Raw genomic sequence first — 22906 nt, 5'->3', positions numbered from 1 at the left:
TAGGGTCACAGCTATGGACACCCTGCCTCTGCCGGATGACAGCACCGCCGCTGCCCCGCCCACTCCCGACCAGCTGCGCGAGCTGTACTCGCTCATGACCGCAGTCCGCCACCTCGATATCTCGGCTGTCGCATGGCAGCGGCAGGGCATCATCCCCGGCTATGCGCCCGAACTCGGCCAGGAAGCCGCCCAGGTGGGCAGCGGGTACGCCGTGGACACCTCCCGGGACTTTGTTTTCCCCACCTACCGCGAGATGGGGGTCGCCCGCGCCATGGGCGTCAACATGGTGGAGTACATGTCCACCCACAAGGCAACTTGGCACGGCGGGCTCTACGATCCGATGAAATCCCGCCTTGCCCCCATCCAGGCCGTGGTGGCCGGCTCCGTGCTTCATGCTGTTGGCTGGGCCCACGGCCAGACACTGGACGGCAGCGACGGCGTCGCAATGACGTACTTCGGTGACGGCGCCTCGTCGCAGGGTGACGTCCATGAGGCGATGAACTTTGCGGCCGTGATGAAGGCCCCCGTGGTGTTCTTCATCCAAAACAACGGCTGGGCCATTTCCGTGCCCACTGAACGCCAGGTTGCGGGCGGCTCCGTTGCCGGCCGGGCCGCCGGTTACGGCATGCCGGCCCTTCAGGTGGACGGAAACGACGTCGTTGCCGTCCTTGACGCTACCCGGCGGGCGTTTGCACACTGCCGCGCCTTCAACGGCCCGGTGGTCATCGAGGCCATGACCTACCGCCGCGGCCCGCACTCCACGTCGGACGATCCCGGACGCTACCGCTCGCTCGACGAGGAGCGCGACGGCGCCGGCGAGGACCCGCTGCGCCGCTTCCGGGCGCGGCTGCTTTCCGAAGGCCTGGCGGACGAACCGTTCTTCGCCCAGGCGCAGGCCTCCGCGGCCGCCCAAGCTGAAGACATCCGCGCAGGCCTCGAAGCGCTCGGTCCGCGGCCGGGGAGTGAAATGTTTGACCTGGTCTTCCAGGAAACCACCCCCGTACTGCAGTCCCAGGCCGCCAGCTGGCGCGAGGAGTCAGAACATGTCTAACTCGATTCTCGAAGGCGAAACCGCCGGATTCCGGCAGACTGAATCAGCTACCGGCAACGTAACAGTCGTGATGTCCATGCAGCAGGCGCTGAACCGCGCCCTCGACGAGGTCCTCGCCGAGAACCCCAAGGCGGTAATTTTCGGCGAGGACTGCGGCCGGCTGGGCGGGGTCTTCCGCATCACGGACGGGCTGCAGTCAAAGCATGGTGAAAACCGGGTTTTCGACACCCCGCTGGCCGAATCAGGCATCCTGGGTATGTCAGTGGGTCTCGCGATGGCCGGCTTCCACCCCATCCCCGAGGTCCAGTTCGACGGCTTCGCCTACCCTGCCATCAACCAGATCGTCTGCCAAATCGCGCGGATGAACTACCGCAGCCGGGGCACCCTGCCGATGCCCATCACGCTGAGGGTCCCGAGTTTCGGTGGCATTCGCGCCCCGGAACACCACGGCGAAAGCCTCGAGGCGCTCTTCGCGCACGTCCCGGGCCTCAAGGTGGTCTCGCCGTCGAACCCGCACGAGGCGTACCACCTGCTCAAGTACGCCGCCACGCGGCCGGATCCGGTGATCTTCATGGAACCCAAATCCCGCTATTGGCAGAAGGGCGACGTCGATACAGCCGACGGCGGCTCCCCCACAGGTGCCAAGGTTCAGCGGGAAGGCCGTCACCTGACTCTCGTGGCCTGGGGTGCCATGGTGGCCCGCTGCCTGCAGGTCGCCGAGCTCGCTGCCGAGGACGGGATCGACATTGAGGTCCTGGACCTGCGCTGGCTCAAACCGATCGACGCCGACGCCCTGGTGGCATCCGTGCGGAAGACGCGGCGCGCCGTCGTCGTCCATGAAGCGCCGCTGACCTCCGGCCTGGGGGCCGAAGTGGCCCAACTGATCACCCAGGGTTGCTTCGACACCCTCAAGGCCCCCGTGGAGCGGGTCACCGGATTCGACGTTCCGTACCCATCCGGGGACCTCGAAGACGAATACATTCCCAACATTGACCGGATTCTTTTCGGCATCCAGCGAGTATTGGAGTACCGACGTGGCTGAAATTTCCTTCCCGCTGCCGGATCTGGGCGAAGGCCTGATCGAAGCAACCGTCCTGGAATGGCTGGTCTCCCCCGGCGACCAGGTGGAGCGCAACCAGCCGCTCGTCGAGGTGGAAACCACCAAATCAGCAGTTGAATTGCCCAGTCCGCAGGCAGGTAAAGTGGTGCGTATCCACGGCGGGCCCGGCGACAGGATCAATGTCGGCGAGCCCCTGATTGTGTTTGAGGTGCCGGACAACACCGCCGGCATCGTGGGCACGGTCCCGAAGGAAGAGGCACCGAAGCGCCGGGTCCGCCTGAGCGCCGTACTTGATGAGGACTGACATGATGAGCGGCAGACACACCGGCGAACAGCACTCCCACACCGTGGAGGGCACCGATCCCCAGTTGTATGTCGCTGTGCATGAGCCCAAGACCGACGCCGGCCTCCGCCCCATCCTGCTGATCCACGGCTTCTCGTCCTCCAGCAAGCTGAACTGGGAGGACAGCGGCTGGCTCGCCGCCCTCCTGGACGCCGGCCGGCGTGTCATCACGGTGGACCTGCCCGGTCACGGCCGCAGCGGCGCCCCGGAAGACATGGACTCCTACTCGCCGAGCCGGATCCGCGCGGATCTCCTGCAGATTGCGTTCGACGCCGGTGTTCGGCCTGTGCAGGCAGGTGACCCTGCCAGCGGCCTCGACCTGATCGGCTACTCGCTCGGTTCCCGGCTCGCCTGGGAATTCGGCGCCACGCAGCCGGAGATCGTGCACCGGCTGGTCCTTGGCGGACCTAATATGGCTGACCCGCTGGCGGAATTCGACCTCGTTGCAGCCCAGCATTACCTGGCGGACGGTACACCCATCGGCGACGGGTCCACGGCCGGGCTCCTCAAAATGGCCCAGGCACTGCCGAGCAACAACATCTTCGCGCTGCTGTCTTTGGTGGAGGCCATCAAGGGTGAACCCTATGACCCCGCTGAGGCCGTGCCGCACATGCCCATGCTGCTGGTGGCCGGCGAAAATGACGACCGCGCCGCTTCCATGCCGCAGCTTGCGGAACTGGCCGCCAAAGTGGGTTCCATGGCCGAGCAGCTCGTGCTGCCGGGCCGGAACCATACCAATGCCGTGACCAGCAGAGTCTTCAAACAGGCAGCCATCGGATTCCTCGGCAGCTAGCTGTGCCGGCTGGCTGTCCCGGAACGGACGGCCGGCGTGCGGCAGCTTTATGTCTCCTAACCTCCCCTCTTTTTGACCTCCTTGGGCCGTCAACCGGGCGGTAGGCTGGAATCGAGGGCGGAGACACCGTAAGAGGAATCCATGGGCATGGTTTTTGAAGACCGGGAGGAAGCTGGCGAGCGGCTGGCCGCCGCACTCCCGCAGTTCCGCGGGCAACCGGACACCGTGCTGCTCGGGCTCGCGCGCGGCGGCATTCCCGTGGCCGCCGCAGCAGCCAAAGTCCTCCGCCTTCCGTACGGCGCTGTCCTGGTCCGCAAGCTCGGCATCCCCGGCCACGAGGAGACTGCCTTCGGCGCCCTGGCGTTCACGGCCGCCGTCGCGGCCGGCGGCGGTGCCGATTCCGGGCCGTTGGAACCAGGGGCTGGAGCGGCCGGCAGCGGAGCTGACGCCGGAGCGGCCGAAGCTGCCAGGATTGTCCGGCTTCTCAACAGGCCCCTCGTGGAGCGTGTCCTGGAGAACGGCGTCCGGCAGGAATGGCTGGACAGGGTTGAGAGCCGTGAACGCGATGAGTTGCTCCGCCGCGTCGACGCCTACCCCGGTGCCAAGCTGGAACTCCGCGGCAAGACGGTCCTGCTGGTCGATGACGGCCTCGCCACCGGAGCCACCATGCGGGCGGCGGTCGAGGCAGTCCGCGCGGCCGGCGCCTCTCGTGTGGTCGCGGCCGCGCCGGTGGGTTCAATCGAGGCCGAAAAGTCCCTGTCGCGGGTCTGCGACGTCCTGTGCCTCCACCTCCCGGGAAAGTTCCGGGCAGTGGGAAGTTTCTACCGGCATTTTGAACAGTTGACCGACGACGACGCCATTAGCCTGCTGCAGGGCGCGAACGCCTGAGCGGACAACCGAATCAAGTGCAGGCCCGGACCGCCGGCCCGGGCCCGCATATGCGAACTGACTGTTTAGGAAAAGCCCGTCAGTGCCGGCTGACGCCCAGCGGACGGCCCTTGGTTTCCTTGGCCAGCAGCACACCCGCTGCGGAAATCACGCAGAGGACCATGATGTAGATGCCAATGGACCCCGTCCATTTGGTGCTTTGAAGCAGCGACTCTGCAATCGTCGCGGCGAACGCGCCGCCGAGGATGGCCCCAAACGCGTAGCCGATGGAGATCCCCGAGTAGCGGACATTGGCCGGGAACATCTCCGCGTACATGGCGGACATGGGGCCGTAGGACAGGCCGAGCCCGACCGTCAGGACGAAGAGGGCCACACCGTAGAGCAGGATGTCCTTGGTGTCGATAAGCGCGAACATCGGGATCATCCAGGCGAAGACAATGCCGTAGCCGATGAGGAAGGTCTTCACTCGGCCGATCCTGTCGGAGAGCCAGCCGCCAACGAGCGTAAAGATCAGCCAGCCAAAGGAAGCCAGCGTGGTGGCCAGCAGGATCTGCGGAACCGGCATCTTCAGCGACTTGGTGGCGTAGGAGATGAAGAAGGCGATCAGCAGGTAGCCGGCCGCGTTGTTGCCGATGAAGATCATGGTGGAGTAGAGCACCGACTTCTTATGGTGCCGGATAAGCTGCCCCAGCGGCGCCTTGCTTTCCGCCTTGCGGGCGGCCATTTCCTTGAAGACCGGGCTCTCCCCGACGGCTCGCCGGATCAAGTAACCCACAACGATCAGCACGATGGACAACAAGAAGGGCACTCGCCAGCCCCACGAGCCGAAGTCTTCCTTGGACATGCCGGTGTTGAGGAAGTACAGCAGGCCGGTAGCGAGGATCATGCCGACCGGGACGCCGATCTGCGGGTAGGCGCCGAAGAGCCCGCGCTTGCTCATCGGCGCGTGCTCCACGGCCATCAGGGCAGCGCCGCCCCATTCACCGCCGGCCGAGAAGCCCTGGATGACACGGAGGGTGATCAGCAGGATGGGGGCCCAGACGCCGATGTCGTTGTAGGTGGGCAGCATGCCGATCAGGGCCGTAGCGGCACCCATCATCACCAAGGTGAACACAAGCATGGCTTTGCGGCCCAGCCTGTCGCCGAGGTGGCCTGCGACGACCGCGCCCAGCGGCCGGAACAGGAAGCTGATGCCGATCAGGGCGAAGGAGAGAATCTGTGCGAGGCCCGGATTGGAGGCCTGGAGCGGGGTGAGGAACAGCGGGGACAGCAACGTCGCTGTCAGCTGCGCGAAGATGAAGAAGTCGTACCACTCGATGGTGGTTCCGACCAGCGTCCCGGCGAGGACTTTGCGTTCCTCGCGTTTGCTGCTGGGACCCGCCTCTGAATCGACGGTGGAAGCTGCAGTCATTGAAACTCCGTGGCTGGGGGCAGGGATACTGCCGGGGATGGATGCCGGGCGATTTACCGATCGAACGGTCAGTTAGTAGGAAGAATACTATGGATGTGTGGCAAAACACACCTAAAACTTTCGATCGCACTTTCGCCGCCCGATGGAACGGCGAAAGCGGGGCTGCCGATCCACCGGCGGATCAGTCGGTGCGGTTCAGGAATTCGCGGAGCCTGGCCCTGACAGGCTCGCGGTCGTAGGTGTTGACGAGGGCGCCGGCCATCCGGACCGGATCCCCGAAGAAGAAGTACTCGTAGAGGGACTGGCGCCCCGAGAAACCGGAGATCGAGGCGTCAAAGGCCAGCTTGAACAGGCGGACGCGCTCGGGGCCGGTGAGTGTCTTCCCCTGCAGGTACAGGTCGATGTCTGCCCTCGCCTCGCTGTTCACGTCCGCTTCCCCAGGCAGCGCCATGAGCCCGGAGGCCGAAAACTTCCGGATGATCTGCGGGAAGCGCTGGGCGATCTTCGGGTACCAGTTCCGCGCGGCGTTGAGCGTGCTCCACTTCGGCAGCATGACGCCGGCGCCGTTAAGCTCCGCGTCCGCTTCGGAGGCGCGCACCAGGGCCTTGCCGATTTCGACGTCGATGATCAGTTCGGCGATGTCCTCCTGGATGTGCTGGAAGCCGTCGATGCCGATGGAATCGGCCAGCTCGGACGCGAGGCCAAGGAAGAACTCGCTCTTGGCGATGGTTCGCGTCACGACCTGGTGGGTCATGAGGGCGCCTGCCCCGGTCTCGGTGTAGAACGCGTTGCAGAGCTGGGGGTTTCCGAGCATGAAGATGCGTTCGCTCGGGACGAAGACGTCGTCGAAAATGGCCACGGCATCCATCTCCTCGTAGCGGGACGCGAGCGGCTCGTCGTGAGTGCTGCCGCCGTTGTAAAGCGAGGTGCGGCACAGGTACCGCAGACCGGGGGCGTCGTTGGGAATGGCGAAGGCATAGGAGTAGGGCGCGTCCTCCGGGGTGCCGCGCAGCACCGTGGAGGGAAAGACGAGCAGCTCGTCGGCGATGGGCGCGATGGTGGCCAGCATGCGGGCACCCCTGATCACGATACCGTCCTCGCGCTCCTCCACAATGTGCGCGGAAAGCTGGCCGCCGAGCTGTTCGGAGCCGGACACGGAACGGTTGACCTGCGGCGGGATCAGCGTATGAGTCGCGAGGACGTCATTCTCGCGCGCCCACTCGTAGTAGTTGCGGATGTTCTCGGCAAACCTGGGGTCAGCCTGGGAGAACCATTTCCCGGCCGTGGCCAATGCCGTGAGGGCGGAGTTCATGTAGTCCCCGGTCCGCCCCAGGAAACCGTTCGACGCTTCCGCCCAGGTGGAGATCGCCCGCCGCCGGCGCCTCAGGTCCTCGGCGGTTCTCGGAACCAGGAAGGAGGCGTTCACGAGGTCACCCGTGGTGGGCGACGTGTAGGTGAGCGCTTCCTGGTACTGCTGGCCGTGCTGCATGTCGAACAGCTTCGCGTAGGACCTCGCCACATTGCGGAAGGCAGGATGCTCCGCAACCTTCTCGCTGACCACTTCGCCGTCAATGACGATGTGCGGTGTCATCGCGCTGAGTCTCTCCAGGTACTGCTGGCCGGTTCGGATTCCCATTGTTCTGTCTCCAGTCGTCGTCGAACTGCAGGTGGTCGGGTGAATGATGCGCGTCAGAGAAGGTCTTCCATGCCCAGCTGGCTTTCCGGGATGGTGGTGAATGCGCTGTTGGCGAAGGCCAGGGCGTCACCGTTTCGATAGTTGAAGTCCACTACCTCGCCGAGATAGAGGGTGTGGTCGCCGCCGTCGTAAGCCGCCCAGGGTTTGCACTCAAAGTAAGCGAGCACATTGGACAGGCGCGGTGCCGTTTCGCTCTCCACCCACAGCGGCTCAGGGCCTGGGCGTCCGGCGAAGTGCATGGCCAGTTGGCGCTGTTCCGCGCCCAGGATGTTGACGGTGAACGGCCGGCCGGCGAGCTCGTCGTGCGCCTTGGTGGTGCGGGCAATGCTGACCAGCACCAGCGGCGGCTCCATGGACACCGAGGTGAAGGAGTTCACGGTGATGCCGTGGCGCTTGGTCACGCCGTCGAACGTGACGATGGCAACGCCGGTGGCAAACCTTCCGAGACTGCCGCGAAAACGATGGGCCCGCGGAACGGACGTCCGGCCGGGGACTTCCGGCGCCGCTTCCGGCTTGGCAATCATCGTCGATTCCTTAGGTCACGGAGACTTGTGTTCGAGCACCGGCGCTACTGGTACACCAGCGCCGGGTATTCTATAGTTGAACGCATAATTCCTATATGGAACGCTAGCCGAACGTGACGTGCAGCACAAGGCTGCGGAACAAGCCGCACCGGCCTCCCGCCTAGGATGGACAGCATGAATCCAATCGCCAGTGCCGGTGCACAGGTTGCGCCTGCCCAGGTTTCCCCATCGCAGACGCTCTCACGGGGCATCCGGGCCCTGGAAATCCTGGCCGAAGCCGAGAACCCCCTCACGATCGCCGAGCTTGCGGACGCCATGGGCGTCCACCGTTCGGTCGCGTACCGGATCCTCCGGACGCTCGAGGACCACTCGCTGCTGGTGCGCGACGACGCCGGCCGGGTGCAGCCGGGGCCAGGCCTGGCCGTGCTGGCAAGGGGCGTTTCCCGCAACCTCCAGACGGCCGCCCTCCCCGAGCTGACCCAGCTTGCCAATGCCCTGAACATGACGGCGTTCATTGCCGTCTGGGACCATCAGGAGTGCGTCACCCTGGTCACGGTGGAGCCCCGGCATTCGGCCGCCACGGTGGTCCAGCACCCGGGATCCCGCCACCCCATCAGCAGCGGCGCCCCCGGTATCGCCATCCAGTCGGCGCTGACGGAGCATGACTGGGTTCAGCTGGCGCCAACCGTTCCGTACCGCGCCGAGGCCGCCGAGGCGCGGAAACGGGGCTACGCCGCAAGCCATGACGAGGTCATTGCGGGGGTTTCCTCGCTGGCCGCCCCCATCCGGGTGCCGGGCGGACGGCCCGCGGCGGTCGCCGTCGTCTATATCCGCTCGTCGCAGGACCCGTCCGACGTCGCCGCGGCGCTGACCGCCGGCGCCGCACGGATTGAAGCGCAGCTCGCCTGACACGCCCGCCGCTGTCGGACACAGCGGTGGGGTCAGCGAACAGGCGTCGCGGCAGCCTTGCGCTGGTTCCGCTGGTTTTGGCGGACGACGACGGCGGCAGCCGCGCCGAGCACGAACAGCGCCGCTGCGGCGGCAATCGGAACGAGGAAAGCCGCAGCGTAACCCGGGCCCTGCGCCAGCTGACCTGCAATCGTTGATCCCACGGCCGTGCCGGCCACGATGCCGCTGGCCAGCGCCGTCATCACCGTTCCGAGCCGTCCGGCGGGCGCAGCGATCCCGCCGATCGCAAAAACGGTCACCATGACCGGCCCCACCGGAAGGCCGAGGGCCAGCAGCACGAGGACCATGGCCCAGCCGCTATCCGGCAGGAGCAGCAGCGTCGACAGTCCGGCCATGAGGGCAGCGGAGGCCAGCCAGCGGGCCGTTACCGTGAACCGGACCGGCCAGTAAGCCACGGAAATCGCGGCCGCGGCCGAGCTCAGTCCCATCACCGAGTACAGCAACCCGGCAACCTCGGATGTTGCGAATGACGCCGAGAAGGAAGTGAGGGCGGTCTGCGTGGAGCCAAAAAAGGTGCCCATGCAGACCATCGCCAGCACAGGGAGCGCGACGGCGGCCACGCGGGCCAACCGTCCGCGGCGCGGGGTGCCTGCCACGTTGGACGCGGGTTGAACGGCCTTGCCGGGGCGGCCGTTGCGGGGAACGGACAGGTGCGTCCGGTGCACGGCGAATGCCGGCACGAGCGTGATGGTGAGGACCGCTGCAAGAGCCAGCGGTAGCCAGGGCGCCACCAGGCTCGCCAGCACGCCCACAAGTGCAGGGCCAAGGACAAACGTGAGTTCATCGGCTGTGCTTTCGTAGGACAGTGCCGTGTCCAGATCCGTGCCGCTGTCCTTCCGGCTTCCGCCGGACGTCAGGGCCATCCACCTCACGCGGGCGAGCGGACCTACCTGGGGACAGCTGACGCCAGCGATGAAGGCCGCCGCGAAGACCGGCCAGGCAAAGCCGAAAGAGTCGGCACTGACTCTGTCTGCACCGGGGAGGGCATAAGCCAGTGCAACCAGAGTGAGCACGGCGGCGGCGTTCAGAATGGCAGACACCAGCAGCACCGGACGTTGTCCACGGCGGTCCGCGAGGGCGCCCAGGACAGGGGCGCCGAGGGCAGACCCGATGCCGACAGCCCCGGCCGACGTTCCGCCGATTGCGTAGGATCCGCTGACGGAGGTGACCAGCGTCAGTGTTCCGACGGTCAGCATGGCGAGCGGGAGCCGCGCAAACAGCCCGAGGGGAATAAACCCCTTGCCGGCCAGTCGTGGGAGCCGGGCGAACCGGCCGCCGGAGCGGGGAGGCCGCGAATCGGCAGGCGTGGCCGCAGCGGCAGATGGGAGTTCAGTGGCCGGACGCCGAGGCGCCGTGGAAGTTGTCATGTATCCGGGCTCGTTCAGTACTGCGCATCGTCCCTCCTCCCGATGCGCGCAACCCGGTAACTATCCGAGTGTACTGGACACTGGGGTCCGGCACACTCAGGCGCCCGGCACACTCAGGCGCCCGGCACACTCAGGCGACCGGCACACTCAGGCGACCGGCACACTCAGGCGACCGGCACACTCAGGCGACCGGCACACTCAGGCGACCGGCACACTCAGGCCCGGCTCACTCAGGCCCGGCTCACTCAGGCCCGGCTCACTCAGGCCCGGCGTTGCGGGGCGGCACTGAATGCCGTCCGGTGGATCAGCCTGCCAGCGCGGCCTCAGAAATGTGCAGGGTGGAGCCGTTGCGCCCCTTCACCACCTGGAGTTGAGTGCCTATCCGCTGCTTCATCTCCGCCACGTGGCTGACAAGTCCCACTACGCGGCCGCCGTCGCGCAGGCCTTCGAGGGCGTCCATCACCTGCTCCAGGGCCTGCTCATCGAGGCTTCCGAAGCCCTCGTCCACGAACAATGTCTCAATGTCCACGCCCCCGGCCTCCTGCTGCACAACATCCGCTAGGCCCAGGGCGAGCGACAGCGAAGCCATGAAGGACTCGCCGCCCGAGAGGGTGGACGTGTCGCGTCGCAGGCCGGTCCACTCGTCCACGACTTCGAGGCCAAGCCCCGACTTCGCGCCCCTCGCGGCTTTGGCATCCGTGTGCTGCAGCGTGTACCGGCCATCGCTCATGGCGACGAGCCTCTCCGAGGCGGCGATGGCCACCTGTTCAAGCCGTGCCGCCAGGACATAGCTGTTGAGGCTCATGCGGTAGCTGTTGTCTCCGGCACCCCTGGCCGCGTCAGACAGGGCCGACAGCATTTCCGCCCGTTCCCGCGGTTTCCGGCCAGACTCCGCCACCTCCTTGTATTCGAGGCGGAGGCGTCCCAGGGCGGTGGACTTCTGCCATGCCAGGCCGGCAGCGAGCGCCACGTCCCGCGACTTCTGCGCGGCCCTTTCGGCTTCGGCCCTCAGACGGTCCACTTCGCCTGCATCCGCAGTGACGCCGGCGGCTTGCTCCTTTTCCGCCAGGACGAGCTCCTCACCGGCGAACAGCTCTTCCAGCCGGGCTTGTTCGTCCTGCCCCGCCCGCACCGCCGACTCCAGGCGCGCGGCATCCCCCGCGGCAAGCAATGCGGTGTGCGCTTCGGCGGCGGAGTCGAAGCCTGCGTCCGGCAGCGCGAGGTCCAGCTGGCTCCGCGCCTCGTCCAGACGGGCCGATGCCAGGTCGAGGGCTGTGCGGGCGGAGGCCGCCCCCTCCAGCACCTCAATGGTCTTCCTGACGCCGCTGCAACGCTGGCCGAGGCTGGGGTAACCCGCCCGCAACGCGGCAAGCGCAGATTCCAGGGCAGTTGTCTGTTGTTCCAGTTCGGTCAGCGTGGATTCGGTCTGGGCGATGCGCGACAGACATTCGGTCCGCCCCTGCTCAGTGGCAGCGATGCGGTCTTCCAATTGCTCCTGCCGTGCCCGGCTTTCGGCCAGCTGCTCTTCGGCGGCCTCGGCCTCGTCGGCTGCTTCGCTGGCAACCCTCGCCGCTTCCTGGGCCTCGGCCGGATCAGTGTCTCCGCCCTGGCCTGCCAGCACAGCGAGCTGTTGCCGGGCAGCAGACAGCTCCGCGTCCAGCGCTGCGAGAGCCTCCTCTGCGGCATCGCAGATGTCCCTGGCCTGTTCTTCTTCCTCGGCAAGGCCAAGTGCCGACCCGGCGGTGGGCACGGGCGCCGGATGCTCCGTACCGCCACAGACCGGGCAAGGTTCTCCGGCTTCCAGCCGCGCCGCCAGTTCCGCCGCCGCGTTGGCCAGGCGCTGTTCCCGGAGGTCAAGCCACCGTTGCCGAGACTCCTGGTAGGCGTCCCTGCCCTTGAGGTGCCGTTCAGCTGCCCCTGCACATTGCAAGGCAGCTGTCCCATAGCGCCGGACGACGTCAACAAGCTCTTGGGCCGCCACGGATTCCTTGGTGCGGAGCACGGCCTCGCCCGCCAACTGTTCCAACGGCTGAAGTCCCGCGCGGAGCCGGGTCATTTCCGAGCGGAGTGAAAGCAGGGCCTCAGAGTGGTCCTTGCTGGTGTCCAGCAGTTTCTGACGCCCGACGACCAGGCCCGCGCTTCTTGCCGCAAGCCCGGAAAGCTTGTCCTCGTCCGCGAGCCGTTCGTTCACCACGGCCAGCAGTGCGCGCAGCCGGTCCAGCTCGGCGGTCACGTCAACGGAGGCCGAGCCGGTGTGCGCCAGCTCGGCATCCGTCAGAACCGCGGCCCGAAGGTTTGCTGCGGCACGTGCCATTGAATCGGCTGCCCGGGCCAGTGCGGGCTCTGCAGCGGTCACCGCCTGGAGCTGTCCGCCAAGGTTCTCGGCCTTGCGGTGCAGTGCCAGCCGGGCAGCATCACGTTCGAGCACGGGGACCGCCGCATTGGCTTCTGTTCTTCGGCGCAGCGCGGCGGCGAGCTTCAGCTGGCGGCGTTCGCGGGCTATTTCCGCGTCCAGCCGTACAGCATGCTCGCTGCAGACAGCCTCGCAGGACTTGGCTTCCGCGGCCAGCTCCGAGGCCTTGAGCGAAGCGGCGTCTTCGAGCCAGCCGAGGAGTTCACGGTGACTACCGGGCTCGGGTGCCCCGGTCAGGTCCAGCCCCAGCGTCTGGGCCTCGGCCTGGGCCCTCGTCACCAACAGAGCCAGTTTGCTGTTGTGTCCGGCGACCTCTGTGGCGGCTTCGGCTGCCCTGCCGGCCAGTTCGCGCTCGACGGCTTCGAACCGTTCGGTTCCGAAGAGTTTCTGGAGAAGGTCCAGCCGGTCTGAGGCTTTGGAACGCAGGAAGGCCGCGAAGTCGCCCTGCGGGAGCATGACTACCCGGGTGAACTGCTCCCGGTCCATTCCCAGAATGGCGGTAATCTCGGCTCCGGCTTCGTCGTTCCGGCCGGACTTCTCGATCCACTCCCCGCCGACGCGCTCCCGCAGGAGTGTCTTGGCCTGCTGTACGGTGAAGCCGTTTCGGCCCCGGGCGCTCGGCTTGTCCCAGGCCGGTGTGCGGGACACTTCAAAGCGCCTGCCGCGGGCGCTGAATTCACACCTCACCCGGGGTTCTATCGCAGCGTCGGCGTGGTCACTGCGCAGCCTTTTGCCGTCCTGCCGTGCGCCGGGGACGGAACCGTACAGGGCGTAGCAGATGGCGTCCAGCACGCTCGTCTTGCCGGCGCCCGTGGCCCCGTTGAGGAGAAAAAGCCCATGCGCGCTGAGCCGGTCAAAGTCGATTTCTTCGGTGCCGGCGAAGGGCCCGAAGGCGCAGATTTCCAGGCGGTGGATCCTCACAGCGACACTCCTTGCAGGCGCACGGTCTCCAAAGCGTCGGCCAGGACGCTCCGCTCGGTTTCGTCAGGTTCACGGCCGCGGACGTGCTCCAGAAATCCGCAGCAAATCGAAAGGTCATCCTCAGCCTCGGCAAGCCTGCTGCTGTAGCTGATCTTGGCGGACGCCGGTGCCCCTTCCGGATCAAAGCCCAGCACGAGGGTGTCCGGGTACCTCGCCCGCAGCCGCTCCATAGCCTGGGCCGGACGCTGGGCATCCGTGAGGGTCACCTGGCAGTAGGCGTCCTCCGCCCAGGCATGGTAGGCGGACTCGAGGAGCTCGGTGATGGTTCCCCGGAGGACGGCGAGTTTCCTCGGCGCGTCCCAGTTGATCTCCTGGACCGCCGTGACGCCGGACTCATCGATGTCGATGAGCCAGCCGCCCTTTTGATGTGTTGCCTCTGAAAAGGAATAGGCCAGCGGTGAACCCGAGTAGCACACTTCCGGCGACAGCTTCTGCCGGCGATGGAGATGGCCCAGGGCCGTGAAACTGAAACCGTCGAAAAGGTCCAGCGGTACAGCGCCGACTCCCCCGATGCTGAGGTCACGCTCACTGTCCGAGCTGAGCCCGCCGCTCGCAAACGTGTGGGCCAGCACCACCGAGTGGACGGTCCGCGACTGGCTGCGCCGAGCCAGGTCCGCCCGGACTCGCTCCGTGGCGGCACGCGTGATATCGAAGTGAGTGGCCGTTTCCACGCCGAGCTGGTCGGCCACGAGGCGCGGCTCCAGCCACGGGATGCCATAGATTGCCAGCGCGGGGCTGACCTCGTCCTCCGAACCGTCCCCGGGAGGCCCATCCTCCAGGGGCACCATCAGCGGCGTGTCGAGGTCCGCGAGCCGGGTGCGCAGATGCACCCCGCCGCGCTCCAGCAGCCGGGAGGCAAACCCCAGCCGGATGGCGGAGTCATGGTTGCCGCTGGTCAGCACCACCCGGGAACCGGCCGCGGTGAGCCGCACCAGGGCGTCGTCAAGCAGCCCGACGACATCCACTCCAGGCAGTGCGCGGTCGTAGACGTCGCCGGCGATGAGGACAACGTTGACGGACAATTCCTCGACCCTGGCGACCAGCTGGTCGATGAAGTCGCGCTGGGCGTCCAGCATGCCAACGCCGTGGAAAGACCGGCCCAAATGCCAGTCAGAAGTGTGCAATAACCGCATGTTCATAAGCTATCCGTAGGCACTGACAGTATTGCTGACCGTCCGCTTGGGCGCGTCCGGAGACGTACCAAGAGGACGGTTACTTGTCGCGAGTGCCGTCGAAGAAGTCGCGCGCCTCGCCGTCGGCCGGGGTTCCGGGCAGGTCATCGCTGTCCAGGACCTCCTCGTCGACGTCGTCGTCACCGGTTCCTGCCGCGGCAACGAGGCTGCCGGTACCGTTGCCGGCCGAACGCCTGCTGGCAGCGTTGTCCGATAAGCCGCGGAATACAAGGCCTGCGATTGCCGCGCCCACCAGCGGTGCCACCCAGAACAGCCACAGCTGCCCCAACGACCAGCTGTTGGAGAACAGGGCAGACGCGGTGGCACGGGCGGGGTTGAATGGTGCGTTGCCCACAGCCTGTCCGAGCTGCAGCAGCACGGCCAGGGACAGGCCGACGGCGAACGGTGCAGCCGCCGCGTGGATGTTGCGGCGGGCGGTGGTGCCGAGGAAGACTGCGACCAGGAGGGCTGCGCCCACTACTTCGGCCAGCAGGACTCCCGCCATGGGTGTCTGGATGACGGAGTGCTCGCCGAATCCGGCGGTGACGGTATCGAACGCGGCCCTGGTGTCCTGGATGGTGGGGACAGTCCGCAGGATGCCGAAGAGGGTGAGCGCACCGAGGGCTGCCCCCACCAGCTGAGCGCCGATGTAGGCGGCTGCGTGGACCATCCGGATTCTGCCGGCCACCAGGTTGCCCAGGGTGATGGCAGGGTTGAAGTGTCCCCCCGAAATGTACGCGAATGCCAGCATCGCCGCCGTCACGGCCAGGCCGGCTGCGAGCGCGGCCGGCAACGGGCTGGACTGCGGGATGGTGAAAAGCGGCACGCCCAGGCCGGCGATGACGAGGAACAGGGTTCCGAACGCTTCGGCAGCAAGCCGGGAAACCAGTCCGGGCCGGTAGCCGGCGTCACCGGCGGGGTGCAACTCGGCGTCGGTGGTGGATACGGACACAGGGGTGGTCATGTTCGGAGAATCCTTTGTTTCGGTGAGCCGGAGACACCGGCATCAGCCGGGTCAGCCTCTGCAGTCTGCCAACAGAGTCTGGACGGTTGCTGAATTCGAGCTTAGCGCCCATTAGACGGGCATACTTCCTCCACAGGCGCCTTGTGACGGGGCCGACATTGCGAGAGGCTGCGACGCAGCGCACGGGGAAAAAGACAGGTTCAGGCAGGTAAATTTACCTGCATGAGCAATAATCCCGGCACCGCGGCCCTGCCGTCCCCGAAATCCCGTATCCACGGCTGCCTTTTGGGCGGCGCACTCGGAGATTCCCTCGGCTACGCAATTGAATTTGATTCGATTACAGCCATCCGCAGCCGTTTTGGCGCGGACGGCCTGCGGGACTTCGCAGCGCTCGACGGCGGGAGTCACTTTTCGGACGACACGCAGATGACGCTTTACACAGTGGACGGGCTCGTCGAGGCACTGGAATGGGCGAATTCGGGTGTGGGCGCCGATGCCAACGCCTGCGTGTGGCTCGCCTACCTGCGCTGGCTCAACACGCAGGGCGTTTCCGCCCCGGAAGCGGCTCCGCGCCCGCAGCCGCGCTGGATTGACGGGCAGCCGGTGCTCCAGCACCGCCGGGCTCCCGGCAATGCTTGCCTGAGTGGTCTTGCTACAGGCGAGATGGGGACGGTGTACCGTCCGGTCAACCCGGACTCGAAGGGCTGCGGCACCGTGATGCGGTCAGCCCCATTCGGACTGATCCCGCACATCCCGGCCGACTCGGTCTACAAACTGAGCGCGAACGCCGCTTCCCTCACGCACGGGCATCCCTCAGCACGCCAGAGCGCCGGGGTTTTCAGCCTCCTGATCCACTCGCTGCTCCAGGGCCAGGATCTGCTGGAAGCCGCCCAGGCGGCCGCGGATCATGTCCGCTCTGATGCGGAAGCTGCGCCGGAGCTCCTTGAGCGCATCAGCACCGCACTTCGCATAGCCAGCGGGGCAGCCGCCTCGGGTACGGGCCCCGGTGAGCCAGCGGGACCTCCTTCGGGACCTGCTTCGGGACCTGCTTCGGGACCCGGCACGGAAACGGGCGCATTGCTGGGCCCCGAGGACCTGGTCCGAGAACTGGGTGAGGGCTGGGTGGCGGAGGAGGCGCTCGCCGTCGGGCTTTACGCGGTGCTCGCCACGGCGCCGGGACACCGGGACCGGCCCGCGGAGCACTTCAAGGCCGCCATCGCACTTGCCATCAATCACAGCGGGGACAGCGATTCCACGGGCTCTATCGCCGGCAATATCCTGGGCGCGTACTACGGCGAGCAGTGCCTGCCGGAAGACTGGCTGGCAGCGCTGGAAGGGCCAGAGGTGATCCGCGGCATGGCCGAGCAGCTGGTGGCAGTTACAACTGCCTGAGGGAGATGTTGTTGCAGGCCTCGCAGACGTCATCAGGGATCATGCCGCGACGCTGCAGGAAGCCGAAAATCGTGCAGCCAAGGCAATATCCGGCGAAGGCCTCCAAAGACGCAGCGACGATCAGCACGGCAAGCAGAACCCAGGCCGCCGGCGCCACGTCAGCGAGGAACAGTACAGCCGCAGCAGTGGATACGGCCGCGCCGATCCCCTGCGCGAAGCGCTTGGGAGGTCCCGGGACCAGCTTGGCCCGTCCTAAACGCGGCGCGAGCACCTTGACCGAGAGCAGGGCCAGCGGCGAGATCCTGGGGCCGAACAGCACGCGGAGCCAGAACCCCGCAGCGATGAAGGCGAGGCCCCACCCCATGCCGGTGAGGAGCGTGGCCGCGGACAGCAGCACCACGAGGCTGGCCGTGATGCGGGCAGCGTATTCGTTCACCGGGTTGGGGAAAGCAAACACCGCGCGCCAGTCCACGCCGGCGGGTGCGGTAGCTGCGGACGAAGATGTGTCGCCTTGTCTGCTCATGCAGCAAGGCTAGGAGGACAGGGTCGCTGCGGGGAAGCTTTGTTGCGCCAGATGAATATGTGCGCCGGGAGCCCCGCCGACCATCTGCAGGAACTCGCCCTCCGAGAGGACCTCGATCGGCTGCCCGCGGTCGTGCAGCTCAAGCACCCGCTTGGCCTTTCCGGTCAGCCGGCCGGACCGAAGGTCGCGGGCATCGAAGCCGTCTCCGACCACCAGGACGCTGGTCCTGGCGGTGACCCTGCTTTCCGGTCGCGCGCCCATCTCGGCGGACCGGGTCTTGGCCTCCGGCCGCGGAATGCCCAGCTGGCCGGTGAACACCACCGTCTGGCCGTACAGCGGGTTTCCGGGCTCTGCGTCCGGATTCGGCGCCGGGTTCTCTCCTTCGTCTGGCCAGCCGCTCCGGAAGGGTCGGCCCTGAGCGGTTCCGTTGAGGGCAGCAAGCGCCGTGAGGGTTGCCTTGGAGAGGGCGTCCCGGGTCGGATCAAAGGCCTGCTGCTGGGGTATCGACAGGCCGAGTGACAGATAAAGCTCTGCAACGCTGTTTGCCCGGTTGCGCGCAGCAATATCGATGAGGATTCCGGCGCAGGCCCTGGCATCCTCGGCCGCGTCGTGGTGGTTGACCAGGGGCACGCCTGCCTCTTCGGCAGCGAACGGCAGGGAATTGGAAACGAGCGAATAGCAGCGCCGGGACAGCATGACGGTGCAGACATAGTCGTACGCGGGACCGGGAAGGCCCGAGACCTCCAGACCTGAGCGGATCACCCCCAGATCGAACGCGGCATTGTGAGCGGCCAGGACGTCGTCGCCGATGAAGGCGCCGATCTCCGGGAAGAGCTCCCCAAAGCGGGGCTGGTGTGCCACCTGCTCGGGCCTGATGCCGTGGATCCGCACGTTGTGGTAATCGAACGCGTCATGGTTTTCCGGCGGCCGCATGAGCCACGAGGCCTCCTCAACGATGACACCGCCCCGGACCTTGCTGAGGCCAACGGCGCACGGCGAACCGCGGAAGCCGTTGGCAGTCTCGAAGTCGATCGCCGTAAAGTCCAAACCCACGGGGACCACTTTAGCGCCGCCGGACCCACGGGGCTGTCAAGTACCCTTGGAAGGTGAACTTTAATGCGATCAGCAACTTTGCCGTATCCACATTGGGAGGTGCCGGTCCGGTCCAGCCGCACCTCTCCTCGCTCCTGCCCGACTGGCTCAATCCCCAGGTATTCCTCGCCGACCCGGCCCTTGCGCCATGGGTGGTGCTCCTGGTTTGCGGCATCATCTTCGCCGAAACCGGCCTGCTGATCGGATTCTTCCTGCCGGGTGATTCCATGCTGTTCACGGCCGGTTTGCTCGTGGCCACGGACACCATCAAGTTCAACATCTGGCTCTTCGCCGCGCTGATCATCGTGTCCGCCATCGTGGGCAACCAGGCCGGCTACCTCATCGGCTCAAAGGCGGGCCCGGCCCTCTTCAACCGGCCTGATTCACGGCTCTTCAAGCGGGAAAACGTTGAAAGCGCCCACAATTTCTTCGAAAAGCACGGCGGCAAGGCACTGATCCTCGCCCGCTTCGTTCCGATCATCCGGACGTTTGTTCCCGTGATTGTCGGCGTGGCACAGATGGATAAGCGCAAGTTCTTCCTCTATAACGTCATCGGCGCGGCCCTCTGGGGCGGCGGCGTGACGCTCCTCGGCTACCTTCTCGGCGACAAAGTGCCGTGGGTGCGCGACAACCTGGACATCATTTTTGTTGTGATTGTCCTGGTCTCGGTGGTTCCGATCGGCATCGAGGTGCTCCGCGGAATTGTGGCCAAGCGACAGGCCGCCAAGTACGGCACGGACCCGGTGGAGGAGTTCATCGAGGAGCACGAGCCCGAAGAGGAACGCAAGACGCCGTAGCTCGCCGTTCCCTCAACGGACAACCACACACAACAGAAGGCGCCCCACCATGTGGGGCGCCTTCTGTGATTGAACAGCCTGCCGGCCCGGCAGGTTACCCGTCGGCCAGGGCCTTGACGATCGCCGGCAGCAGGGCACGGAATGCCTGCCCCCGGTGGCTGATGGCGTTCTTTTCGTCCGGGCTCAGCTCGGCGCAGCTTCGGTCGAAGCCCAGGGGCTGGAGCACGGGGTCGTAACCAAAGCCGCCTTCACCACGCGGCTCCCGCAGCAGGGTCCCCGCCAACTGGCCGTATTCCACCACCTCGCGCCCTCCGTCAGCGGATGCCGACGCCGGCACGGCGAGGGCCGCCGCGCACACGAAGGCAGCACCACGGTGGGCGTCCGGGACGTCCGCGAGCTGCGCCAGCAGCAGCCGAAGGTTGGCGGCATCGTCCCCGTGCCGGCCGGCCCAGCGAGCGGAGAATATTCCGGGGGCGCCGCCCAGCACGTCGACAGCGAGTCCGGAGTCGTCGGCGATCGCAATGAGTCCGGTCGCCTCGGCCACCGCGCGCGCCTTGAGCAGCGAGTTTTCCGTAAAGGTCACCCCGGTCTCCGCGACGTCGGGGCCTCCGACGGCGGACGCGTCCACCACCTGCGTGTCGACGTCGAGTCCGGGAACCTGCCCACGCAGCAGCTCACGCAGTTCCCGCAGCTTTCCCTTGTTGTGGGTGGCCAGCACGAGCCGGGGCGTCACCGGTCCGGGGGCTCCCCCGTTCCCCGGGCTGCTTTCCTCTCCGGCACTGTGTCCACTCACGGAGCCGGGTTCAGTCACGGAGCTTCAGCCAGGGTCTCGCGCTGGATGGCGGCGAGCTGCTCCGTCCCCAGGAGCGCCAGGTCCAGCAGCTTGTTAAGTTCATCACGGTCGAACGGGGCGCCCTCGGCCGTACCCTGAACCTCAACGAACTTGCCGGATCCGGTCACCACGACGTTCATGTCGGTCTCGGCCCGGACATCCTCGATGTAGGGAAGGTCCAGCATGGGGACGCCGTCAATGATGCCCACCGACACGGCGGCGATGGTGTCGATCAGCGGCTGGGCATTTCGTGCGATCATTTTGTTTTCGCGGGCAAAGCGGATCGCTTCGGCCAGTGCCACGTAGGCGCCGGTGATAGCGGCAGTCCGCGTCCCGCCGTCGGCCTGCAGGACATCGCAGTCCAGCACGATCGTGTTTTCACCGAGGGCCTTGGTATCGATGATCGAGCGCAGAGACCGGCCGATGAGGCGTGAGATTTCGTGGGTCCGGCCGCCGATCTTGCCCTTGACCGACTCACGGTCGGAACGGGTGTTCGTGGCGCGGGGAAGCATGGCGTACTCGGCGGTCACCCAGCCACGGCCTTCGCCCTTGAGCCAGCGCGGCACGCCCTCGGTCAGGGAGGCTGTGCACAGTACCCGGGTGTTGCCAAACTCGATCAGGGCGGATCCCTCTGCCTGCTTGGACCAGCCGCGGGTGATGCTGATGGGCCGGAGCTGGTCCGGGGTGCGGCCGTCGGCACGGATGACGGGGATGGTGGTTGCTTCGGAAGTCATGCCAATAGCTTATCGATTTATCCACCGCCGGCTGGCGCGCCCGGACAGCCTCCACCGCGATGCCCGGCCGAGGTGGCCGCCGCGTCAGACGGTGTAGTGCACGCCGGCCACCGCGACGGCGACGTCTCCGGCAAAGACCGGACGTGCCTCAGCCATGACCTTCGTCTGCGACGTCCACACCGGAATGTGGGTCAGCAGGAGGCGGCGGGCGCCCGCCACCGTGGCAGCCTCGCCTGCGCGTTTTCCGGTCAGGTGGACGTCCTTGATGCCGTCGTCGCGGCCTTCCTCGAAGGCGGCCTCGCACAGGAACAGGTCGGCGTCCTTGGCCGCTTCTTCCAGCCCGCGGCATGAATCCGTATCGCCGGAGTAGGTCAGCACCCGGGTCACGGCGGTCCCGCTCTTGTCCGTCTCTGCCACCTCCACGCGCAGCGCGTAGGCTTCCTCAACCGGGTGGTTCACCGCGAACGGCGTCACCGTGAAAGGCCCCACGGTGACCGACTGGCGCTCGATCCAGTTGGTGAAGTCGAATTCCTCGTGCATGCCCGGATCCAGTTCCAGGCCGTAGGCCGTAGCCATCCTGTCGGCCGTCGCGGCTGGGCCCCACACCGGGATCCTTCCGCGGTCCCAGCCGCCGGGCTTCCAGCGCACGGCCACGTGGAGGCCGCACAAGTCCATGCAATGGTCCGGATGCAGGTGCGTCAGGAAGATGGCGTCGATGTCCTCGAGATCCGTATAGCGCTGGATGGCACCCAGCGCCCCGCTGCCAAGGTCCATGACGACCTTCCACGTGCGTTCGCCGTCATTCGCGGTCAAAAGGTAGCAGGACGCGGGCGAACCGGGGCCCGGAAAAGATCCGGTGCAGCCGACGATGGTGAGCTTCACAGGGCGGGACCTCCGGCGGGGGCGCTGCCGCCGGCACCCTGCCCGACGAAATTGGAGATGCGCGGACGCGACGCGGCGCTCTGGGCCGCCGCGATCATTTCCGGCGTGATCCGGGCGAGGCTTCCGGTCGGGTACTGCGCCGCGACGTGGTCGACGTGCCGGACGCTGAGCACCTCGGGCCCGAGGAACCTGCGGGCGAGGGCCTCGAACTGGCGGGCGTCGCCTGTGGCGATGAAGTTGTGCTCGGGCGGGGCAGCGGCGGTGCGCTCCAGTCCACGGCTCGCGAGCGCACGGTAGACATCCTTGGCTGTTTCCTCGGCACTTGAAACGAGGGTGACATCCTCGCCCATGACGTAGGAGATGACTCCGGTCAGCAGCGGATAGTGCGTGCAGCCCAGCACCACCGTGTCCACTCCCGCAGCTTTCAGCGGCGCAAGGTACTCCCCCGCCACGGCCAGCAGGTCAGGGCCGGTGGTGATGCCCGCCTCCACGTAGCTGACGAAGGCGGGGCAAGCCACCGAGGTGATCACGAGGTCCGGCGCGGCGGCGAACGTGTCCTCATAGGCCCGCGAGCCTACCGTGGCGGAGGTGCCGATCACCCCGACGCGGCCGGTGCGGGTGGCCGCCACCGCGCGTCGGACGGCGGGCTGGATCACTTCGATCACCGGGATCCCGTAGCGGGCGGTATAGCGTTCGCGGGCGTCCCGCAGGACGGCGGCCGACGCCGAGTTGCAGGCGATGGTCAGCAGCTTGACCCCGGAATCCACCAGCTCGTCCATGACGCCCAGGGCGTTGGCGCGCACCTCGGCAATGGGAAGCGGACCGTACGGCCCGTGGGCGGTGTCCCCAACGTAAAGGATCGATTCGTTGGGCAGCTGGTCGATGATGGACCGCGCCACCGTCAGTCCGCCGACGCCGGAATCAAAGACTCCGATCGGCAGCGATCCCAGGTTGGCGCCGATGGTCGTTGCGGAGTCCGCCGCAGCTCCTGCTGCCGGATCCGTGCTCGATGCTGAAGTCAT

At 66.7% G+C, this 22906-nt stretch carries 21 protein-coding genes; 8 read left to right on the top strand and 13 right to left on the bottom strand.

Annotation, left to right across the window (positions count from 1 at the left end):
• Window positions 1-13 precede the first annotated feature (13 nt).
• The 5 genes from AC1D14_RS01725 (at window position 14) to AC1D14_RS01705 (ending at window position 4135) form a co-directional block, all read left to right on the top strand.
• A complete protein-coding gene (locus AC1D14_RS01725; RefSeq protein WP_476967969.1) occupies window positions 14-1051 on the top strand; it encodes a thiamine pyrophosphate-dependent enzyme in 1038 nt (345 codons plus the stop codon).
• Window positions 1044-2093, top strand: coding sequence for an alpha-ketoacid dehydrogenase subunit beta (locus tag AC1D14_RS01720; protein WP_476967968.1), 1050 nt, complete (start codon window positions 1044-1046; stop codon window positions 2091-2093). The genes AC1D14_RS01725 and AC1D14_RS01720 overlap by 8 nt, the downstream gene beginning before the upstream one ends.
• On the top strand, window positions 2086-2415 hold the full coding sequence (locus AC1D14_RS01715) for a biotin/lipoyl-containing protein (protein WP_011692407.1): 330 nt from the start codon (window positions 2086-2088) through the stop codon (window positions 2413-2415). Before AC1D14_RS01720 ends, AC1D14_RS01715 begins: the two co-directional genes overlap by 8 nt.
• A gap of 4 nt (window positions 2416-2419) precedes the next feature.
• Complete coding sequence (locus tag AC1D14_RS01710; protein ID WP_230117044.1) at window positions 2420-3247, top strand: alpha/beta fold hydrolase; 828 nt, start codon at window positions 2420-2422, stop codon at window positions 3245-3247.
• Between the two features lie 141 nt (window positions 3248-3388).
• Complete coding sequence (locus AC1D14_RS01705) at window positions 3389-4135, top strand: phosphoribosyltransferase (protein WP_476967967.1); 747 nt, start codon at window positions 3389-3391, stop codon at window positions 4133-4135.
• Between the two features lie 79 nt (window positions 4136-4214).
• Here the strand turns inward: AC1D14_RS01705 and AC1D14_RS01700 are convergent, their stop codons facing one another.
• The 3 genes from AC1D14_RS01700 to AC1D14_RS01690 form a co-directional block, all read right to left on the bottom strand.
• Window positions 4215-5546, bottom strand: a complete 1332-nt coding sequence (locus AC1D14_RS01700; RefSeq protein WP_230116876.1) for an MFS transporter — start codon at window positions 5544-5546, stop codon at window positions 4215-4217.
• 181 nt (window positions 5547-5727) lie between these two features.
• A complete protein-coding gene (gene hpaB / locus AC1D14_RS01695) occupies window positions 5728-7182 on the bottom strand; it encodes a 4-hydroxyphenylacetate 3-monooxygenase, oxygenase component (protein ID WP_230116877.1) in 1455 nt (484 codons plus the stop codon).
• A gap of 53 nt (window positions 7183-7235) precedes the next feature.
• Entirely contained in the window at window positions 7236-7766 is a 531-nt protein-coding gene (locus tag AC1D14_RS01690; protein ID WP_230116878.1) for a flavin reductase family protein, read from the bottom strand.
• A 174-nt stretch (window positions 7767-7940) separates the two neighbouring features.
• Between AC1D14_RS01690 and AC1D14_RS01685 the strand changes: the two genes are divergently transcribed.
• Window positions 7941-8675, top strand: coding sequence for an IclR family transcriptional regulator (locus AC1D14_RS01685; RefSeq protein WP_230116879.1), 735 nt, complete (start codon window positions 7941-7943; stop codon window positions 8673-8675).
• Window positions 8676-8707: 32 nt separating this feature from the next.
• Here AC1D14_RS01685 and AC1D14_RS01680 read toward each other — a convergent pair whose 3' ends face one another.
• The 4 genes from AC1D14_RS01680 to AC1D14_RS01665 all read right to left on the bottom strand — a co-directional run bounded on the left by AC1D14_RS01680 (window position 8708) and on the right by AC1D14_RS01665 (window position 15632).
• Window positions 8708-10102 (bottom strand): MFS transporter, encoded by a 1395-nt coding sequence (locus AC1D14_RS01680; RefSeq protein ID WP_476967966.1) that lies wholly within the window; start codon window positions 10100-10102, stop codon window positions 8708-8710.
• Between the two features lie 304 nt (window positions 10103-10406).
• Window positions 10407-13436 carry an AAA family ATPase gene (locus tag AC1D14_RS01675; protein WP_476967965.1) on the bottom strand — a complete coding sequence of 1010 codons (3030 nt, stop codon included), beginning with the start codon at window positions 13434-13436 and terminating at the stop codon, window positions 10407-10409.
• Window positions 13433-14629 (bottom strand): exonuclease SbcCD subunit D, encoded by a 1197-nt coding sequence (locus AC1D14_RS01670; protein ID WP_476967964.1) that lies wholly within the window; start codon window positions 14627-14629, stop codon window positions 13433-13435. The genes AC1D14_RS01675 and AC1D14_RS01670 overlap by 4 nt, the downstream gene beginning before the upstream one ends.
• A 79-nt stretch (window positions 14630-14708) precedes the next feature.
• A complete protein-coding gene (locus AC1D14_RS01665; RefSeq protein ID WP_476880815.1) occupies window positions 14709-15632 on the bottom strand; it encodes an aquaporin in 924 nt (307 codons plus the stop codon).
• 222 nt (window positions 15633-15854) lie between these two features.
• Here AC1D14_RS01665 and AC1D14_RS01660 point away from each other — a divergent pair, with 222 nt between their 5' ends.
• Entirely contained in the window at window positions 15855-17024 is a 1170-nt protein-coding gene (locus tag AC1D14_RS01660; RefSeq protein WP_476880814.1) for an ADP-ribosylglycohydrolase family protein, read from the top strand.
• Here AC1D14_RS01660 and AC1D14_RS01655 read toward each other — a convergent pair.
• Both AC1D14_RS01655 and AC1D14_RS01650 read right to left on the bottom strand, forming a co-directional pair.
• A complete protein-coding gene (locus AC1D14_RS01655) occupies window positions 17011-17547 on the bottom strand; it encodes a DUF4395 domain-containing protein (protein ID WP_476880813.1) in 537 nt (178 codons plus the stop codon). The two genes, AC1D14_RS01660 and AC1D14_RS01655, sit on opposite strands and share 14 nt — an antisense overlap.
• A gap of 9 nt (window positions 17548-17556) precedes the next feature.
• A complete protein-coding gene (locus AC1D14_RS01650) occupies window positions 17557-18600 on the bottom strand; it encodes a 3'-5' exonuclease (protein ID WP_230116886.1) in 1044 nt (347 codons plus the stop codon).
• A gap of 68 nt (window positions 18601-18668) precedes the next feature.
• Between AC1D14_RS01650 and AC1D14_RS01645 the strand changes: the two genes are divergently transcribed.
• Window positions 18669-19436 (top strand): DedA family protein, encoded by a 768-nt coding sequence (locus tag AC1D14_RS01645; RefSeq protein ID WP_476874783.1) that lies wholly within the window; start codon window positions 18669-18671, stop codon window positions 19434-19436.
• A 94-nt stretch (window positions 19437-19530) separates the two neighbouring features.
• On the opposite strand, the gene rdgB is transcribed toward AC1D14_RS01645, so the two are convergent.
• The 4 genes from rdgB to murI all read right to left on the bottom strand — a co-directional run bounded on the left by rdgB (window position 19531) and on the right by murI (window position 22906).
• Window positions 19531-20169 (bottom strand): RdgB/HAM1 family non-canonical purine NTP pyrophosphatase, encoded by a 639-nt coding sequence (gene rdgB / locus AC1D14_RS01640; RefSeq protein ID WP_230117046.1) that lies wholly within the window; start codon window positions 20167-20169, stop codon window positions 19531-19533.
• Between the two features lie 74 nt (window positions 20170-20243).
• Window positions 20244-21002, bottom strand: coding sequence for a ribonuclease PH (rph, locus tag AC1D14_RS01635; RefSeq protein WP_476874710.1), 759 nt, complete (start codon window positions 21000-21002; stop codon window positions 20244-20246).
• Between the two features lie 84 nt (window positions 21003-21086).
• Window positions 21087-21884 (bottom strand): MBL fold metallo-hydrolase, encoded by a 798-nt coding sequence (locus tag AC1D14_RS01630; RefSeq protein ID WP_230116887.1) that lies wholly within the window; start codon window positions 21882-21884, stop codon window positions 21087-21089.
• Window positions 21881-22906, bottom strand: a complete 1026-nt coding sequence (gene murI, locus AC1D14_RS01625) for a glutamate racemase (RefSeq protein WP_476874708.1) — start codon at window positions 22904-22906, stop codon at window positions 21881-21883. The genes AC1D14_RS01630 and murI overlap by 4 nt, the downstream gene beginning before the upstream one ends.

The organism is Arthrobacter sp. P1_B11 (genome assembly GCF_056406715.1).
The sequence above is the reverse complement of the archived record's forward strand: the minus strand, read 5'-3'. Positions and strand labels throughout refer to the sequence as shown.

Coding starts and splice junctions, on each gene's coding strand:
- AC1D14_RS01725 (WP_476967969.1), top strand. CDS start 14: ATGGACACCCTGCCTCTGCCGGATGACAGCACCGCCGCTGCCCCGCCC.
- AC1D14_RS01710 (WP_230117044.1), top strand. CDS start 2,420: ATGAGCGGCAGACACACCGGCGAACAGCACTCCCACACCGTGGAGGGC.
- hpaB (WP_230116877.1), bottom strand. CDS start 7,182: ATGGGAATCCGAACCGGCCAGCAGTACCTGGAGAGACTCAGCGCGATG.
- murI (WP_476874708.1), bottom strand. CDS start 22,906: ATGACTTCAGCATCGAGCACGGATCCGGCAGCAGGAGCTGCGGCGGAC.
- AC1D14_RS01685 (WP_230116879.1), top strand. CDS start 7,941: ATGAATCCAATCGCCAGTGCCGGTGCACAGGTTGCGCCTGCCCAGGTT.
- AC1D14_RS01690 (WP_230116878.1), bottom strand. CDS start 7,766: ATGATTGCCAAGCCGGAAGCGGCGCCGGAAGTCCCCGGCCGGACGTCC.
- AC1D14_RS01660 (WP_476880814.1), top strand. CDS start 15,855: ATGAGCAATAATCCCGGCACCGCGGCCCTGCCGTCCCCGAAATCCCGT.
- rph (WP_476874710.1), bottom strand. CDS start 21,002: ATGACTTCCGAAGCAACCACCATCCCCGTCATCCGTGCCGACGGCCGC.
- AC1D14_RS01700 (WP_230116876.1), bottom strand. CDS start 5,546: ATGACTGCAGCTTCCACCGTCGATTCAGAGGCGGGTCCCAGCAGCAAA.
- AC1D14_RS01670 (WP_476967964.1), bottom strand. CDS start 14,629: ATGCGGTTATTGCACACTTCTGACTGGCATTTGGGCCGGTCTTTCCAC.
- AC1D14_RS01655 (WP_476880813.1), bottom strand. CDS start 17,547: ATGAGCAGACAAGGCGACACATCTTCGTCCGCAGCTACCGCACCCGCC.
- AC1D14_RS01680 (WP_476967966.1), bottom strand. CDS start 10,102: ATGACAACTTCCACGGCGCCTCGGCGTCCGGCCACTGAACTCCCATCT.
- AC1D14_RS01705 (WP_476967967.1), top strand. CDS start 3,389: ATGGGCATGGTTTTTGAAGACCGGGAGGAAGCTGGCGAGCGGCTGGCC.
- AC1D14_RS01665 (WP_476880815.1), bottom strand. CDS start 15,632: ATGACCACCCCTGTGTCCGTATCCACCACCGACGCCGAGTTGCACCCC.
- AC1D14_RS01720 (WP_476967968.1), top strand. CDS start 1,044: ATGTCTAACTCGATTCTCGAAGGCGAAACCGCCGGATTCCGGCAGACT.